The following is a 16,451-nucleotide window of genomic DNA, read 5'->3' as shown; positions in this document are numbered from 1 at the left end:
CGCTATTCGACCGCAGACCGTTGGCTGCGGTTTTTTATTTGCAATGAAATCGGAGGAATGAAAGATGACTATAATTAAAGTGAAGAATTTACGTAAGGAATGGAATGGGATCCCTTTATTTAAGGAGGTATCCTTTGAGATAGTAGAAGGAGAGCGCGTGCTTTTATTCGGACGAAACGGGATTGGCAAAACCACACTGCTTAAGGGGCTGATCGGTCGCCTTACTTTTGAAGAGGGAAGTATCTATCATGGTTTGCCATCTGAAGAATGGGGTGTGCTCGATCAACAGCTTGAGGTACCGGGGGAAGTAACCGCATTGGACTACGTTCTTTCAGGGTCAGCACAGCTGCCTGAATTAAAACGCCAGCTGGAAGCCCTCAGTCAGAGACTGCAGGAGCAGAAAGCTGATAACGAAGCTGAATTGGCTGAATATGCAGAGGTGTACGATCGTTACTTGCAGCTTGATGGATATGGCTGGGAGGTCAAAGCGGAAAAAAGTCTAAAGCAGCTCAAGCTTGAACATGCAGTCTGGGATTTGCCATACACCTCACTTAGTGGAGGGCAAAAGACACGGGTGCAATTAGCAGCATTATTAGCCCGGCAGCCCAAGCTATTGATTCTGGATGAACCGACCAATCACATAGATGGAGAATCGATGGAGTGGTTGGAGCATTGGGTGTGCAACTACCCTGGAACCGTGTTTTATGTATCACATGATCGTACATTTATTGATCGAACTGCGACGTCTGTGCTGGAGCTTAGTCCGGAGGGATGCCGGCGTTATTCGGGTGGATATACACAGTACCGGGAGCAGAAGACTATAGAGCTGAGAACATTGGAGGGACAATATAAAAAGCAGGAGCAAGAAAAGGAGAAGCTGCTGGAGAGCATTAGGCGGTATGCAGAATGGTTCCAGCAAGCGCATCGTGCTGCCGGACAAAATGATTTTCTGCGTTCGAAATCCAAGAAAAATGTGTCTCGTTTCCATGCCAAGGAAGCTGCGCTGGAACGGTTAAATAAGAACCGTGTAGAATTGCCCCATGAGACTGGCAAGCTGAAGATGAAGCTGGTAAGCGAAGAGTTTCTGGCAGATTCTTTACTGACACTCCGTGAGATAGAGTTTGCCTATCAGGGGAGTGCGCCTTTTCTTAGGGATTTCAGTTTGTCGCTAAACCGGGGAGACCGACTGTCTATTCTGGGTCCTAATGGTGTTGGAAAGTCTACGCTGCTGAAATTGATTGCAGGGATCAATAAGCCTACAAAAGGTGAAGTGCGGCTGCATCCACGGACGACAATCGGTTATTTTGCACAAGAGCTAGATAACTTAGAAATGAACTCTACGATTCTGGATAGCCTGCTTGAACTGCCGGGAATGACCCAGACGGAGGCGCGGACAATTCTGGGTTGCTTTTTATTTACGCGGGACGATGTATTTAAACGGATTGGGGATTTGAGTTTGGGAGAGAAATGCCGTGTGGCTTTTCTCAAGTTGTATTTTGGAAAAGCGAATTTATTGGTTTTAGATGAACCCACTAATTATCTGGACATTGATACTAGGGAACGAGTAGAAGAGGCACTTATGGTGTATCCCGGCGGGTTAGTAATGGTCTCGCATGACCGTTATCTTCACTCTAAAGTGGCTAATCGCTTGGTGATATTAGAGCCGTCTCAGGCACCAAAGTTTTTTCAAGGAACGTATGCTGAATACTTCGCAAAAGACAGAACCCGTCTGCTTACTGGTATAGAACAGGCTCGGGAGGATGACCTTGCCCTCCTGCAGCTGCGTCTGAATCAGCTGATTCAGAGTAGCAGTGTGGATTCTGAGGCGAAGAATGCAGCGCTAGTGGCGGAAATCGTTAATTTGCAGCGACAAATACAGGAACTAAGGGGCGAGGGGAAACCCGCATCCTCCTAAGCTGATAAAAAACACAACCTTGCTCAGGATAAATTTATCTTGGGCAGGTTGTGTTTTTAGGTAGGAGTCGTAAGGTGTAAGGTGTATAATTTGGAGGAATGTGGATTTTTTTAGCGATAAAGAAACCTTGAGAGGATGATTGCAGAATTGCTGAAATTGGGCTCTTTTATATTGGAATTACTTCGCTTGTGTATATTGCTTGTGCTGACTTTGTTAGTTTTGGGTTGGGCAGAAAGATTGATTTATCAATTGATATTTGGTCAGCCCGTGTATAACTGGAGTATGGGACTCGGGAATTTATTGTTATTTTTTATGCTGTACCGGAATCATTTTCAGTTTAAGGGCTGGTATAAATCAGAGAAAAATAAAAAGCTAACGCTCCTCACCACAAGAATAATCACCGTAATTTCTATAGGACTAATAATCCTGCCGATAGGGCTAGGCTGAGCTTATGAAGATTAGAATCATTGGAGCTTGCGGCAGCGGCAAATCCTATATCGCCCGGGAGTTATCTAGAAAATACGGTGTAGAGTATTACGAGACTGACAACTTGGTATGGGACAGAAGTGCCGAGAATTTGCGCTTTTCAGTTGAAGCAAGGGATGCTCAGTTGGAGGAAATCCTTGATAAACCCTCATGGATTCTGGAAGGCGCACATTACAAATGGGGACAAGAGAGTTTTAAAGCTGCTGACTTAATCGTTATTTTGAATCCTAATAAAGTGATCAGGGATTTGAGAGTGTTTACAAGGTTTATAAAAACAAGACTGGGTTTAGAGCAAGCGAATTACAAGCAGTCATTTAAGAATCTGTATGTGATGATTTTTGAATGGAACAGTGGATATGATCATGAGGCCGCACATAGGATTATAGAGTTAACGGATACTCTGTCTGATAAACGGGTAATTGTGAAAAATAACAAAGAGCTGGAGTCCATTATCCAAGAGCATCTGAGGAAGGGATTGTTAAATAGGGATTGAGCGACAAAGTAAATGATAGAGAGAGGAGTGCTTACATGGATAACATTCTACCCGAGCATTTGGATCAGGAGAATTTTATAGGCTTTTGGAAAAGAGTGCTGGCTTCCATTCTTGATTTCTTGGTCATTGGAATACCTGGGGTTATCGTATACTTGATACTCAATTCATTAGCTGTTTCATTACACTCGGAGATACCTATTATCCTGGAGTACATTTTGTTTATCGCATTTGATATCTTTATGATCGTTAGATTTGGCGGAACTCCAGGGAAGCTGATTTTAAAAATAAAAATTGTCAATGAGCAAGGGAATTACCCTACAGTGAAGGAAGCTCTGATTCGAAATGTTTTCCGAATGATTAGTATGATTCTTTCAATGGTAATTGTGGTCAGCAGCTATGACTTTACCGTTATTTCCGCCAAATTATCCTTATGGTCGGATTTGGCTTTTGACCTCACTCAAGTCCTGGGTCCAATCATGCTGGTGGATTACTTGTTGGTTGGATTACATCGCCGTAAACGTGCGATTCACGATTTGCTGGCTGGCACTTATGTTGTTGAGAAATCCGCAATTTGAAGAATGCTTTTCACCAAGCATTCTTTTTTTTAATATTAGATATTTTACTATTAAATATTTTAGTGTTAAAATACTTCTATAAGCAGCCGATCATCATGAATGCCAAAGGAGAACCTCTTGGAAAATCCAGATATTTTTAAGCTAATACATGCAGTTGAATTATTTACGAATGAAGTTATTGTCCGATGGATGAACGCATTTGATCACAATATTGGGATATCTCCAGTTCTAGTCTTGGGCGAATTGAATAAAAAAGGCCCCTTGAAGCAGACTATTTTGGCTAAGAGACTAGGATATACGCCGGGAGCAATGACTAACATTGCTAATCGACTAATTAAGCAGGAGATGGCCGAGCGAAAATATAACGAAGATGATCGACGGAATGTACTTCTATCTATCACGGACAAAGGAAAAGACGTTTTGAAGGAAGCACAGCTTAAGGGACAGGAGCTAAGAGCTGAAATGTTCCAAAAGCTCAATGAGGAGGAACTGCAGCAATTCTTGAAAATCTATGAGAAGTTGTTAACGAGCTTTGATAGCTCTGAAACATAAACCAAGTCATCTTAGAAGCACAATAACATTATAAAGGGGTATGAACATGGGAAGAGTTCAAGGTAAAGTTGCATTAGTAACTGGAGGCGCTTCAGGTATTGGCTTATCAGCTGCCACTCTATTAGCTAGAGAAGGAGCAAAGGTTGTTATTGCCGATTTTAATGTGGAAGCAGCCAAAGAAGCAGCATCTAAGATTAAAAATGAAGGCGGAGAAGCTGAAGGTCTTTTCTTAGATGCCTCCCAAGCGGATTCGATCAAGGAAGCTGTTGACTTCACAGTTGCTCAGTATGGCACCATCACAATATTGTTTAATAATGTAGGTCTAACTAATCTGCAAAAAGACCTTGATGTGGTCAATATAGATTTGGAAGAGTGGGATCGCCTGATGAACGTAAATACCAAAAGTGTTCTGTTAGGCAGCCGGTTTGCTATTCCTCATATGATTAAAGCGGGCGGAGGCTCGATCATTAACACAGCTTCGATGTCAGCATTCGCAGGGGATTCATTGCGTACTGCTTATGGCTCCTCTAAGGCAGCTGTTGTGAACCTTACTCGTTACATCGCTACACAATATGGTAAAGACAAAATCCGTTGTAACGGGGTGGCACCAGGGCTGATCCTAACACCTGCCGCTGCAAGAAATATGCCGCCAGCGGTATTGGATATTTTCCAAAAATTCAACGCGCTTCCTTATCACGGTGAAGCTGATGATATCGGCAATACGGTTTTGTTCCTGGCATCGGATGAATCCAAATTCATCACAGGCCAAACGATTGAAGTAGAGGGTGGCCACTATATGTCTAACCCAAGTATCACGGATTTCCAGAATTATATGATGGAAGCTAAATCTAAATAAAAGACTACGCGTAATTAAAAATCCGGTCCATGCTCGAATTTGTCGAGCGGGACCGGATTTTTGTTTATTTTAATGAATTAGCGTACCTCTAAAACCTCCTGCATAAAGGTCTTCAGAGCAGAGGGTTTGGCACTTGCAATCCATTGCTTCAGCACATCCGTCTGACCGTTCACGTACCATTCAAGCTTCTCTTTTAACTCTTGGTCAAAGACTTTAGGTTGATTCTTTTGTTCCGCTAACAGTTGTTTAATCATTCGTGGCCAGCGATACCCACTATGACCAAAGCTGAGTTCAGGATAACGCTCAGCAAGTGTCATTACCGAAGAGAGTGATTCACCAGCGTATAATTCTGCCGCCAAAAAGCTGCCAATAAAACGATGGCTATCATCATACTTTAGGGCGATCGCGAATTGTTTACGAGCTTCTTCCAGCTTCCCTTGTTGCATGAGTGCTGTGGCGTTAATAGAAAGTACATAACCGTTAGTATTAGGTCGGTTTAGTTCGTTGTAGTAGGAATAATATTCGTTATACGACTTCCAGTCCGCATGGTCAAAATAGTACTGCGATAATGTGAAGGCGTAATTAGTAGAAGGCTGTAGTTGTATTAGCTTTTCGAGTAAAGGAATCGCCTTATCTTCTAATGTTGTATCCTTTGTGAGGGATGATTTTGCCAGCATCAACTTTACTAGCATGTGCAGGGCATGAACATCCTGTGGGTCATCGGCAATATTTTTTTGGTACATTTCTAGTGCCTGATCCGTTTTTTTATCCAGTAGTAGTTGGTCAGCCGTAGTAAGCTCTCTTTCCTTGAGATAAAAGAACGGCATATTGCCGACGGTGTCTTCGTTCAATCTGTAGCCATTACTGCGGGTAATCAGGCGTCCATCTGCATCTAAGGCTTCAATATTCCAAGAAAAGCGCACTTCGGGATTCATAAATCCGAGAAGGGAGAGGGGATCAATAGATTCCCAGCCATCTCCACTGCTGCCATAGGAAAAACCGCCGCCATCGTAAAGTTCTTCTACAGGAATGGAGATATGGTTATCTACAATACGATCCCGAATTTGTACGCCCAACACGGCCCCCTCCCCGCCACCGCTTAAACGATAGTAAGCTGCTCCTTCAACAGCTTTCCAGCTGAAATCTATGGTCTTGCCTGTTAGGGTTTCCTGATTAATGGGAGACTGCAGCTCAAGCAGAGGTTGTAGAACTATGCTCTCATTCAACCTGTCATCTGGTTTAACTTCAATCCAATCGTCATATTGTACAGGCCAAGTCCAGCCGTCGATCTGATCATAGCCAAGTCCAAGCTGTAACTGATAAAAGCCCGGAATCACACCGTGAAATTCGAAACGTCCTTCAGTATCTGTGACGATTCGGTAGGGTTCAGCAGAAGTGATGCTATGGTTAACTTCGCTTTCAGCGCGGAGAAAAATACCTGCCCGCGGAACTGGGGTGCCATTGCTTCTTGTAAGGGTACCGGAGACGACAGCAGTTGAAGTATTTCCCATATCTATAGCAGACTGAATTGCGGTTCGAAGCGATTCCAGCTGTCTTTCAGTATCCGAAGTCCCAGCTTCTGGTGCTGCTGCTGATCCTGTATTGTCTCTGGAGCCTTCGTTCGAACTGCTGGTGGCAGCGTTCATTTGTTTATGAATATCCTGCCAGAATTTTTTGTAGCTCTCCAAGCCATCGTTTACTACGGTAAGTGCTTCCTGCGCTTCGCCTTTTGTAAAGAGTAAACGCCCGGTAAGCCATGCCTTTTGTGCGTTTAGCTCTTCCTGAGACTCGGATGGAAAGGGGGTTTGTTCAAGAATTGTTTCAGCGGTTGTTATATCGCCACTATTTAGGGCTCGCTCCGCTCGAAGGAGCTCCAGCTGTTTAGCTACAGAGGAGCTGCTGTTTAACTGTTTCGCTGCGGTGATTAGCGCTTGATCTCCATCTTCCTTTCGGCCAAGAGCATCATATTCATAAGCTAACTGCTTAGCCGCAAATATACGTGTATTATCCGAAGGCCCCTCAAGGATATATTCCTCAAGTAAAGGTACTATGTCCTCCGGTAATAAACCGGAACGCTGGGTTTCATCATTACTCCACTGGCTCATCGAAGGACTGACATTAACGTCATATCTGTAGGGATCATAGCTGTGATCCTTATCAAGGATGTTTGTGCGGATTAGCTCCATACGTTTACTCCCGGTTGTGGATGCCAGCTTTTGCAGAAGATCAGTTCTAGCTATGTTAGATTGAATAGCTGTGCTCTGATCTATCTGCCTCTGTGAAGGTAAGAAGTTAAACAGAAGAATAAGCAGGGAGGCAGGGAGCAACACGAATAACACCAGATGTTTGATTTTTATCTTAATTCTCATGTTTTTTCACCGCCTGCTCGTAGATATCCTTCCAATACGTATTGCCTCCAGCTTCGATTAGTTCTCGGTTTACACGCTGCGGGGTATTTTGTTGTGGCTGCTGTTTAATCTCTGGCTGATGCAGGGTCAGCGAAACGATTAGAATTATGGCACCGATCGCACCTATAGGTTTGACAGGGATCTCAATTTCTTTATTCCACAGCGCCAATAAACGGGCTCCAAAGGTTGGAGGGTGAGTCTGCTTAATGACCCGGTCGTGTCCAGTGAACTGGAGGTTCTTTAATTCTTCATCCAGCTGCTTTTTGACCGTATCGCGTTCTGTATTCATAAGAAATGTCCCTCCTTCACCAAAATCTTTTTTAAGAGCGTCCGGCCTCTGGCGAGTCTGGATTTGATCGTATTTTCAGATGTATTTAATTGCTCGGAAATTTCCCGGATGCTCATCTCATGAAAGTAATATAAAGTCAGACATTCCCGGTATAGATAATCAAGATTTCTCATGGACTCGGTGAGCCTGACATTATGCCATTCCACCATAAAAAGCTCTTCTGCTCCGGCTGTGAAGTCAGCATCCCCGTTGGTTTGCAGCTCTGACCCTCCCGCCGGGAAAATATTACGCCAGCTCCAAGTCCGTTGCCTCATGCGGCAGCGATTGACCACTATCCGTATCAGCCATGCCTTCAGCCGATCCGGCTCCTGTAACTGACTCATTTTGGTATAGGCTTGAATAAAAGTATCTTGTACCGCTTCTTCGGCACTTTGTCTATCTTTAAGCAGTAAAGAAGCGGTTCGCAGCAGCATAGCTCCATATTCGTCCATTAACAGGCGGAGAGCTGACTCATCTTTTGCCACAATTCTCTCTATAATATTCAGATGCAGCTCCCCTCCCTTTACTAATAAGATGCGGCTTGGAGGATTAAGGTTGCGTTTGAATGGAAAATTCTTCAACAAATGTCGCGATTACAGTTCGTGTACTCAGAAGGACGCAGGAACGCCGGATATGGGTTTACTGTTGGAATCTATTGCACAGAATGCAATGGATTGCTTTTTAAGCAGGATTATCTCCTTTCTATTGTACGTTCTGCAATGAAACCTTCGAGGCTGGGAATGACGTCTAAGGTCATATGGTTCATTAGTTTATGAGCTTATGAGTTCACGAGTTTATAGTTAAATGGAGTTATGTGGAGATTTTAAAAGAGAAACTTACTTGAGTTAGGTGTCGGAAAAAAGGGTTTTATGTAGAAAAATAGAGTGTGTGAGAATTTATATTTGTAGATATGGGTAAAAGAGGGTTAGCCAGAAGAATTGCCGCTATCCTGCAACTATTTGATTTTCACCTCGTCTGTATGTTCAGTTTCATTTTTTGCAAGTCGACTTTAAGGTAATCCACTAAGGAGATGACATCATGTCAGTACAGATAAAATTAATAGCAGGCTCTATCCTGCTCACAGGAATGATTGGGCTTGCTGGATGCAGCTCGAATAATGAGGCGGGGAATTCAGAATCCCAGGCAACGGCGCCAACAGAAACGGCTGTAACAGCAACCTCTGAGCCGGAAGTGAGCCCAGCAAGCACCCCAGCAGCAACTGCACCAGAAACTGCACCAGAAACTGCACCAGAAACTGCACCAGCAGCGACTTCCTCCCCTACGGAGACTGATAAAGATTCAACCAGCTCAAATTCACAAAATAGCGACAAACAGCTTAAAGAGTTACTCGAGCTTGCCAAAAAAGGGAAGGTGCCTGGTGTAAAATATGCCGCTCATACCGGACTCATTGATGAGGTCGAAGCGGATTGGGGCAAACCTGATCAACAGGAGTCAGCGGGAAAAGGTATTTATGCAACCTATACTGACAAACATGTCGTGTTTGGATTTAATAAAGGAAGTTTAATCTTCGATGTTCGTTCAAGTGATTCCGCGCTGCAAAAGCTGACGCTGAAGCAAATTGAGGCAACACTCGGTAAGTCTGACGATACCAAAGTGAACGGAGAGGATAAGATTTACACCTATCAAGCCAATGACCAATACCAGCTGAAATTTATTATTCCAAGCTCGACCGGTACAGTAGATCACATATCCGTATTTAGTGAACAGGATTCTTTTAACAATATGGCTGGGTAAGTGGCATGGGTTAGAAGAGGAGAGAGCAATCATGCAGAGGAATCTGTGGGTTGCTCTTTTTGTATGTTCTTTTTTGAGGTGGAGTAGGCCTTGGACGGACTGTTATAATGAAACCAATGAGCGGGTTCGGGGAAAGTGAGGTTCTATCATGCAGCTGGAATTAAATGAAAGTGAATATAAAGTGACCGCAGAAGGGATAACGATAGAATTATTCCCAAAAGAATTTACGCTTTTTCAGTTCTTGTACAAAAATAGAGGGCGTACATTCAGTCGAGAACAACTATTGGATAAAGTATGGCCGCTTGAATATCCGGTAGAGCGAACGGTAGATGATCATATTTATCGGCTTCGTAAAAAGCTAGGCAAGCTTCAAGACTTAGATATTAAGACTGTTCGGGGATTTGGTTATAGTCTGACTATGCAGGAGCCCTCAGCTGCTATGGCCAATCCGACTACATATGACTTAGAGATGCAAAAGACGATGCGGGAAGTATTCAAGAAATATCACCTATATGGCCAAGGTCGCTCGATGTTAATCCTCGCACGCCAACAGGATGTTTTGGGGTATGCGATGGATCCGTTTTATTCGATCTATATTCATTTTGTACAGGGAGATTTGGATTGGCTGCTGAACACAACCGAGGTGGGGATAGAGGAACGGTTTTATTCCTTATTAATCTGTTATGTTCTATTGGGTGATCCTAAGAAAAAACTAGAGTTCTGCGAGTTAGTCCTTGAGAAAAAGATTCTTTTGCCGCCTCAGCATCGAGAAGTGGAGATCCTTAATATTCTGGATTTGTACATACTGGCTGGGCAACCGGAAAAAGCATTGGAACGACTAAAGCTAACATATGAAGTGATCAAAGAGCCGGGGTATGAGAGTTTCATTCCTATTACGGCGACCTCAGAAATGCTTGCACACTTGTGGATGGGAACAGAAGATCACGTAATAGAACGGATGGCAACAGACATTGAAGCGCTTTTGCTGGAGAAACCTTATTTGCGTGAGATCGGCAGTTATAAAGTTGCAAGGGGCTTGTGGTTTCTGCGGCGCCAGTCTTGGCGTGAAGCCGAGCAACTGTTGGATGAGGCACTTCAGGTGCTTGAGATGTCAGGGTTCGTGCCGATGCGGATATATGCATTATACCGAATTGTTCACTATTGTAACCAATTTCCACCCAAGCCAGCTTTGTATCGCAAATATGTGAATTTATTTGAACGAGAGAAGGAAGAGCGGGGGTTCCATCGGTTAGAACAATCCTTGGATACCGTGCTTACGAACCTTGTGACCGCCCCCTGATAATTCTCTGACAATTCTCCATTACATTAAGGTCATGCTAATAAGTTCTTAATTGTAATTTGGAGGAATGTTTAATGAATGCTTCAACACAAGCAGGCACGAGCCTGCTTAAGAACAAGGTGTATATGCGTGTGTACAGCGCATTTGCGACAGCGACCTTTGGGGATTGGTTTGACGCCTTGGCGATTCAGGTACTCGTAGGGTACCGCTGGCAGGCCAGCCCGCTAATGCTGGCTTTGATTCCGGTCTCCATAGCTTTGCCGGGGATTTTGCTGGGCTCGTTCGCAGGGGTAGTGGCTGACCGACTGAACAAGCTGAAGCTGATGCGAATGTGTGATCTGCTTACGGCACTGTTAACCGTATTCGTATTATTTGCACCCAGTATGGTGTGGTTGCTCCCATTACTGATGTTGCGTGCTGCCATTTCTACGTTAAACGTGCCTGCTCAGCAGTCGATGACCCGTAGTATGGTTAGAGAAGATCAGCTGCTCCAAGCCACCTCGCTTAATGGGCTTGTGAATCAAGGCTCGAAAATCGCGGGACCTTTACTGGGCGGCTTCGCGTTGTCTGTTCTTACGCCACAGTGGTGTATATTAATCAATGCTTGTCTCAGAGGCTGTTCCTATTTGCTCCTACTTACAGTTAAGAAAAGTGATGTAGAACAAGTTCGCACAGAAGGTAAGGGGGATCAAGAGGAGCGTGTTGCTCTACGCACGATGTGGAAAGAAGGCTGGAGCTTTATGCTGCGCAGCAGACTGCTTCTAAACAGCATGCTGTTTGGTTTAGTTGGTGCGTTGGCCATTCAGATGATCGATTTCCAGTTCACTAGTCTATTCAGAATTATTGCACCTTCTGAGGAATCTATGCTGGGCTGGCTTGTTGCGGCAACAGGCGTGGGGGCTGTATTCATGATCATGGTCCTGAACAAATTGAACAGGGGAACAGGCTACGGCTGGAAGCTGGGTACGGGTTACGCGCTTATTGGTATATCGGTCGGAGGGCTGGGCCTGCTTCAGCCGGGAGTCTCCATCCTTACTGTATTGCTGCTAGGATTTTTATTGGGTCTCGGGAATGGAATGTTTATGATCACCTTCAATTATTGTCTGCAAAAAGAAACACCCCCGCACATGACAGGGCGTGTGTTCGGTATTCAGAGTACCATTCTTAGCGGTGTTATGATCGGCGCGCCACTCCTTGGCGGAGTGATGGTGCAGGTTGCTGGGCCTAGCCGTATCTTTTTGAATTTTGGCATCGTAATCGCTCTGATTGGTGTGCTGGGCATCGCATTCGGGCGCGTGCTGTGGCCTACGCAGAAAGAGAAGAGCGATAGCTCTGCGGAGCAGGCTAGGACGGTTGAGGTGATGGAGGGTAGCTAGGAGGTAGCCCGCTAGTCTAGCTAGCGTGACTTCCTAGCCGATCGCTTGCGGGACTAGAAAGTTTGAGTGGGAGAGAGAATCTTGGGTGACTCTCTAGCCGATCCCTAGCGGACTAGAAAGTTTGAGTGGGAGAGAGAAACTAGCGTGACTTTCTAGCATTTAGTTGCAGAATGTGCAGTTAAATTCCCTTTCAGCGATCGAACTGGGATTTAGTTGTACTTTGTGCAGTTATTATTTGATTTTCTCCCTTTTAGTCTAGGAAAGATGATTTTTAGTTGCATGGAGTACACTTATTTGCTCAGGAGGCCTCTTTTACCGCTTAATAGTTGTATATAGTGCAATTAATAGTCTCCTTAGTCATAGTCGCCTTAATATGTGACTTCTCAGTGAGCGATATCTCAATAAGTGACTTCTCAATAAGTATCTCCTTAATAAGTGACCTCTCAATAAGTTATTACTTTGTGATCTAAAGCAACTGCTGCACGAAACGTTATAAGTTACAATATTACCTAGCCCGATAGGACAGTTTCTCGTCCATAAGGGCTTTTTTAGTATGTAGAGGAGATTGGTTAGAACATTAGAATTTGTAGAGGTAAAGGAGGGAAAGGAGGGAAAGGATGGCTACTTTTATTTATATGGTGAGGCACGGTGAGTCGCCCAAACTGCCCGGAGGAACTGAAAGGACTCGCGGACTAACCGCGAAAGGGGAGGCAGATGCCCGCAAGATAACGGAAAAATTACGTCTGGAAGGAATTCAAGTCTTCTATTCAAGTCCATACCTTCGGGCTATACATACGATTTCTGGATTGGCGCAGGAGTTAGGAGCAGAGATTCAAAGTGTTGAAGACCTGCGGGAGATCCATTTCTCGGACGGAAGTACGATTATGACTGATCAGGAACTGTATCCATTACTGGCAAAAATGTTTGAAGATCCGGATTTTGTCCCAGTTGGTGGGGAATCCATTCATGCGTGTCAGAAGCGTTCAGTTAGTGTACTGGCAGAAATTCTGAGTAATCACAGCGGTCAAAAGGTTGCTATTGGAACTCACGGGGCAGTCATGACGCTTATGATGAACTATTTTGATGCCAAATATGATCTGAATTTTTTACTTCAAACCACAAAGCCAGATATTTATAAAATGGAGTTCGCAGGCGGAACGTTAGTGGGTGTGGAGCGGTTATGATTATTGGGGGCTGCCTACAGGCGGCCCGAGCATCATCAACCTGAGACTTACGGACCCAGATGACATTATTCACAGATTATTAGCCTTTGGAGCATGGTTTCGGACTCCAACGTCGTTATTCCTTAAAAAGAACACCTTATTGGGTATTTTTTATACCAATAGCGACTCTGGGGTCCGTTCTCATCCCAAAAATGGGGAATTGCTGCATATAAGGTCAGCGGTGTCCGATAGCGGCTTCACACGCGTAAATACGTACGAGAAATGAGAAATACATACATGTAAATGGGTACGTGTAACTACGTACAGGTAAATAAGCACGTAAACTACGTACACGTAAATACGTACAGATAAATAAGTACGCGTAAACTACGTACACGTAACTATGTACAGGTAAATAAGCACGCATAAATGCGTACAGGTATAAGTACGTGTAAATACGTTTGTGTAAATGCGTACAGGTATAAGTACGTGTAAATACGTTTGTGTAAATGCGTACAGGTATAAGTACGTGTAAATACGTTTGTGTAAATGCGTACAGGTATAAGTACGTGTAAATACGCTTGTGTAAATACGTGCATGTATAAGTACACGTAACTACATACGCGTAACTACGTACACGTAAATGCATACGCAAAAATATGTACGCGAAAATATTACCGAATCAAACGAAAATTGGTAAGGGGATCTGGATTAAGTAAGTTGGCTTGTGAACAGTACTTCCACTATGAAAAATACGGATTCACAAGCTAAGTTGTGTTTATTCATAATGTTGGTCTGGCGTTAGAGCAGGCTCGCTAAGGAGCGGCTTTTCTATCTTCTATGAAGCTATATATCTATCTACAAGCTATAGACCTATCTACAAAGCTATAGACCTATCTACAAGCTATAGACCTATCTACAAGCTATAAAATCGCTTAGTATTCGCAGTCAATAACTCTTCCGCTTCACCGGGAGTGTAACCATGGAGCGCTCCCCAAGCAGCGGCGACTTCACGAATCATAGACGGATGGGTGACTTTCCCTGCAAAAGGTCCTTCGAACGGCCAAGGACCATCGGTTTCAGCCATGACTAGCTCTGGGGGATAACGGCGGGCAAGCGCCTGTATCTCTGGCTCATACAGGATATCCGGGGTGAAAGAGATATAGTAGCCGTTCTTAATCATGCGGGCAATGGCTTCTTCCGGACCTTTGAACCAGTGGAAGTGGGCATGCTGTATGTTATGTTTCTCCAGGAGATCACAAGCAATAAGCGCATCTTCATAGACAGCATGCAGCACCACAGGTTTATTGAGATGGGAAGCTAACCCAAGCAACTGATCCAGCAGCTCAATATAGGGCTCCATATCAAAGGTTTCGCCACGTTCTAAGGCTTCAGCACGCGAATAGTAAGGTAGCCCGATTTCCCCCACAGCAATATAATCCTCACTAGATTGACTCTCGATCCATTTCAGTAGAGCAGCCAGCTCAGCATCCTGCGGCAAGGGTTGCTCTGGATGAAAGCCATAAGCTGGACGGACCACGCCGGGATTTATGGCTGCAAGTCTTTGGGTGCGTATACAAGAGTCCAAGTTCATAGAGACAGCGATAAGGGCTTTAACTCCCATGTCAGGCAGTTCACTCAGTATCTGTTCGGCAACTTCAGGTTCATATTGCTCTAAATGTATATGGGCATCAATCATAACTGTTCACCCTCCACGTAAGAAGCTAATTCCTCATGAACCTCAAAGCGAATAGAGTCGGGTTCCATTCCATCTTTTCCCGGTTTGTAGGCAAAAGTTAGTGTGCCAATACTCTCCAGAAATCCAATATAAACATTTGTTTCCGCCTTCAGCTTGCCCTCTTCCACTATGTAGTGAGTAACAGCACCAATGCCGGCTTCTTCGCCTAGATTGCCATCCTCAGCACGATCTGGATATCGCAAAGTCACCATGGATGGAGTTGAGCCTTTAACTTGAATTTGAATCAGGGCGTCCCCTTTTTCATTAGAAATTTTTGACGTAACCAATGCGGAGGCAGCTTTATCTGCAGAAGGGACAGTGACTTCTTCCCACTGGTTAGGCTTAATCACGTGAAGCTCTTGCATGGACATGCCCGTACCTGTTCCGAGCCACAGAATGACAACGATTTCTTCCTGCCCATCCTGATCGACGTCGGCATAATGAATCTCAGGAGGGTAACTTAGGAGTCTGGGTGCTTCCCAATCAAATGTATGCTTGTTACCGTTCACCTCTACAACAAATCCCTCATAGGTACCGCCATCTTTAAGGGCAGCATACAGCTTCACTTGGTCATTTTCTGTAGCAATAGCAAGAGGTTCGCTGGGTGTTCTGACGGTAGTACTAACATCCCCTGATGTTATTAATACTTCAGTTCCAGCTGCATTCAGCTGCGCAGTGGCACCAGACAGAGAGTTTAAGGAATCGGCTGGAATATATAAAATACCGTTTCGTAAAATAGCTGGTCCTTCAAGTGAGGTTTGATAACCGTCAGCTTGCATATACTCATTGTCCGGCGTCAGAACATAACTGCTGCTTCCGTCAGAGATGGTTAAGGTCTTTAAGTTATTATCCCATTTTTGTTCTGAGGTGTAGTATTCCATTAATACTTTTGCAGGTACATAGACCTTATCATCTAGGAAAAAAGGGGAGAGAGTAGGAAGAACGGCTTCGCCGTCGACGATTAGTTTCAGTGGTGCTGAAGTAGCTTGTGTTTGGTTAATAGCCATTGTTGTATCCATATCTATGGTTGCCGATGCTCCGCATCCGGCCAAAAAGAGCGTGATAGCTCCGATAGCGATGATTTTATTCATAATTACCTCCAGGATAAAGTCCAGTCCCCTTAAGTATAGAATAAAACAGCGCGTTGTAGGTCACTTTCTATTAACAAAGAGAATACAAGCTTGTTACAGTTCGCTAGTTTTTAATAAAATGCAGGCATCCACGCAATAAACGACGAGTGTAATAGAAAGAAATGAACAAAAGTAAGGAGAGGCAGAGACCGATTGGAAGGCTGAGAATGTTCGGTAAATCATAATCTGGAAAGGCATTTAGTCCTATTCCTTGGATGCCAACAATACCTAGTACACCACCGATAGGTGCAATGATTGCACAGACAACACTCCCCACGGCCCAGACACTAAGGATTGGTACACAGAATAAGATGATGGCTCCTTTGGCGATGTTTTTGAGCACAGTGGCTCCTGACAAATGAGTGCTTTTTTTCAT

At 44.3% G+C, this 16,451-nt stretch carries 16 protein-coding genes; 10 read left to right on the top strand and 6 right to left on the bottom strand.

From position 1 onward, the window contains the following. Positions 1-64 precede the first annotated feature (64 nt). From abc-f to MHI15_RS17600, 6 genes are all read left to right on the top strand, one after another. Positions 65-1,915, top strand: coding sequence for a ribosomal protection-like ABC-F family protein (gene abc-f, locus MHI15_RS17625; RefSeq protein ID WP_341164654.1), 1,851 nt, complete (start codon positions 65-67; stop codon positions 1,913-1,915). Between the two features lie 147 nt (positions 1,916-2,062). After that, positions 2,063-2,362: a hypothetical protein gene (locus MHI15_RS17620; RefSeq protein WP_341088592.1), complete on the top strand. Its 300-nt coding sequence runs from the start codon at positions 2,063-2,065 to the stop codon at positions 2,360-2,362. A 4-nt stretch (positions 2,363-2,366) separates the two neighbouring features. Beyond that, positions 2,367-2,894 carry a hypothetical protein gene (locus tag MHI15_RS17615; RefSeq protein WP_341164653.1) on the top strand — a complete coding sequence of 176 codons (528 nt, stop codon included), beginning with the start codon at positions 2,367-2,369 and terminating at the stop codon, positions 2,892-2,894. Between the two features lie 35 nt (positions 2,895-2,929). After that, positions 2,930-3,469, top strand: coding sequence for an RDD family protein (locus tag MHI15_RS17610; protein ID WP_341088593.1), 540 nt, complete (start codon positions 2,930-2,932; stop codon positions 3,467-3,469). Between the two features lie 117 nt (positions 3,470-3,586). Continuing rightward, positions 3,587-4,021 (top strand): MarR family winged helix-turn-helix transcriptional regulator, encoded by a 435-nt coding sequence (locus MHI15_RS17605; RefSeq protein WP_076129552.1) that lies wholly within the window; start codon positions 3,587-3,589, stop codon positions 4,019-4,021. Positions 4,022-4,067: 46 nt separating this feature from the next. Then, a complete protein-coding gene (locus MHI15_RS17600) occupies positions 4,068-4,877 on the top strand; it encodes an SDR family NAD(P)-dependent oxidoreductase (RefSeq protein ID WP_076129551.1) in 810 nt (269 codons plus the stop codon). Between the two features lie 77 nt (positions 4,878-4,954). Here MHI15_RS17600 and MHI15_RS17595 read toward each other — a convergent pair whose 3' ends face one another. The 3 genes from MHI15_RS17595 to MHI15_RS17585 are packed head-to-tail and all read right to left on the bottom strand — an operon-like array spanning position 4,955 to position 8,098. Next, positions 4,955-7,246 carry a carboxypeptidase-like regulatory domain-containing protein gene (locus tag MHI15_RS17595; RefSeq protein ID WP_341164652.1) on the bottom strand — a complete coding sequence of 764 codons (2,292 nt, stop codon included), beginning with the start codon at positions 7,244-7,246 and terminating at the stop codon, positions 4,955-4,957. Then, positions 7,236-7,574 (bottom strand): hypothetical protein, encoded by a 339-nt coding sequence (locus tag MHI15_RS17590; RefSeq protein WP_076307400.1) that lies wholly within the window; start codon positions 7,572-7,574, stop codon positions 7,236-7,238. The genes MHI15_RS17595 and MHI15_RS17590 overlap by 11 nt, the downstream gene beginning before the upstream one ends. Continuing rightward, positions 7,571-8,098, bottom strand: a complete 528-nt coding sequence (locus tag MHI15_RS17585; RefSeq protein ID WP_341164651.1) for an RNA polymerase sigma factor — start codon at positions 8,096-8,098, stop codon at positions 7,571-7,573. The genes MHI15_RS17590 and MHI15_RS17585 overlap by 4 nt, the downstream gene beginning before the upstream one ends. Before the next feature lie 553 nt (positions 8,099-8,651). Between MHI15_RS17585 and MHI15_RS17580 the strand changes: the two genes are divergently transcribed. The 4 genes from MHI15_RS17580 to MHI15_RS17565 all read left to right on the top strand — a co-directional run bounded on the left by MHI15_RS17580 (position 8,652) and on the right by MHI15_RS17565 (position 13,228). Then, positions 8,652-9,368, top strand: coding sequence for a YjgB family protein (locus MHI15_RS17580; protein WP_340034067.1), 717 nt, complete (start codon positions 8,652-8,654; stop codon positions 9,366-9,368). 148 nt (positions 9,369-9,516) lie between these two features. After that, on the top strand, positions 9,517-10,668 hold the full coding sequence (locus MHI15_RS17575) for a winged helix-turn-helix domain-containing protein (RefSeq protein WP_076220633.1): 1,152 nt from the start codon (positions 9,517-9,519) through the stop codon (positions 10,666-10,668). Between the two features lie 74 nt (positions 10,669-10,742). Next, positions 10,743-12,044 carry an MFS transporter gene (locus MHI15_RS17570; protein WP_076309083.1) on the top strand — a complete coding sequence of 434 codons (1,302 nt, stop codon included), beginning with the start codon at positions 10,743-10,745 and terminating at the stop codon, positions 12,042-12,044. A 617-nt stretch (positions 12,045-12,661) separates the two neighbouring features. After that, positions 12,662-13,228 (top strand): histidine phosphatase family protein, encoded by a 567-nt coding sequence (locus MHI15_RS17565; RefSeq protein WP_076221148.1) that lies wholly within the window; start codon positions 12,662-12,664, stop codon positions 13,226-13,228. An 895-nt stretch (positions 13,229-14,123) separates the two neighbouring features. Here MHI15_RS17565 and MHI15_RS17560 read toward each other — a convergent pair. From MHI15_RS17560 to MHI15_RS17550, 3 genes are all read right to left on the bottom strand, one after another. Beyond that, on the bottom strand, positions 14,124-14,906 hold the full coding sequence (locus MHI15_RS17560; RefSeq protein ID WP_341164650.1) for a TatD family hydrolase: 783 nt from the start codon (positions 14,904-14,906) through the stop codon (positions 14,124-14,126). Continuing rightward, positions 14,903-16,036, bottom strand: a complete 1,134-nt coding sequence (locus tag MHI15_RS17555; RefSeq protein WP_340034069.1) for a copper amine oxidase N-terminal domain-containing protein — start codon at positions 16,034-16,036, stop codon at positions 14,903-14,905. The genes MHI15_RS17560 and MHI15_RS17555 overlap by 4 nt, the downstream gene beginning before the upstream one ends. Positions 16,037-16,139: 103 nt before the next feature. Further along, positions 16,140-16,451 carry a hypothetical protein gene (locus MHI15_RS17550; RefSeq protein ID WP_341164649.1) on the bottom strand — a complete coding sequence of 104 codons (312 nt, stop codon included), beginning with the start codon at positions 16,449-16,451 and terminating at the stop codon, positions 16,140-16,142.

Origin of the sequence: Paenibacillus sp. FSL H7-0918 (assembly GCF_038007025.1) — a bacterium.
In the GTDB taxonomy this organism is placed as follows: Bacteria; Bacillota; Bacilli; order Paenibacillales; family Paenibacillaceae; genus Paenibacillus_AQ; species Paenibacillus_AQ odorifer.
This window is presented reverse-complemented; position numbering and strand designations above follow the sequence as displayed.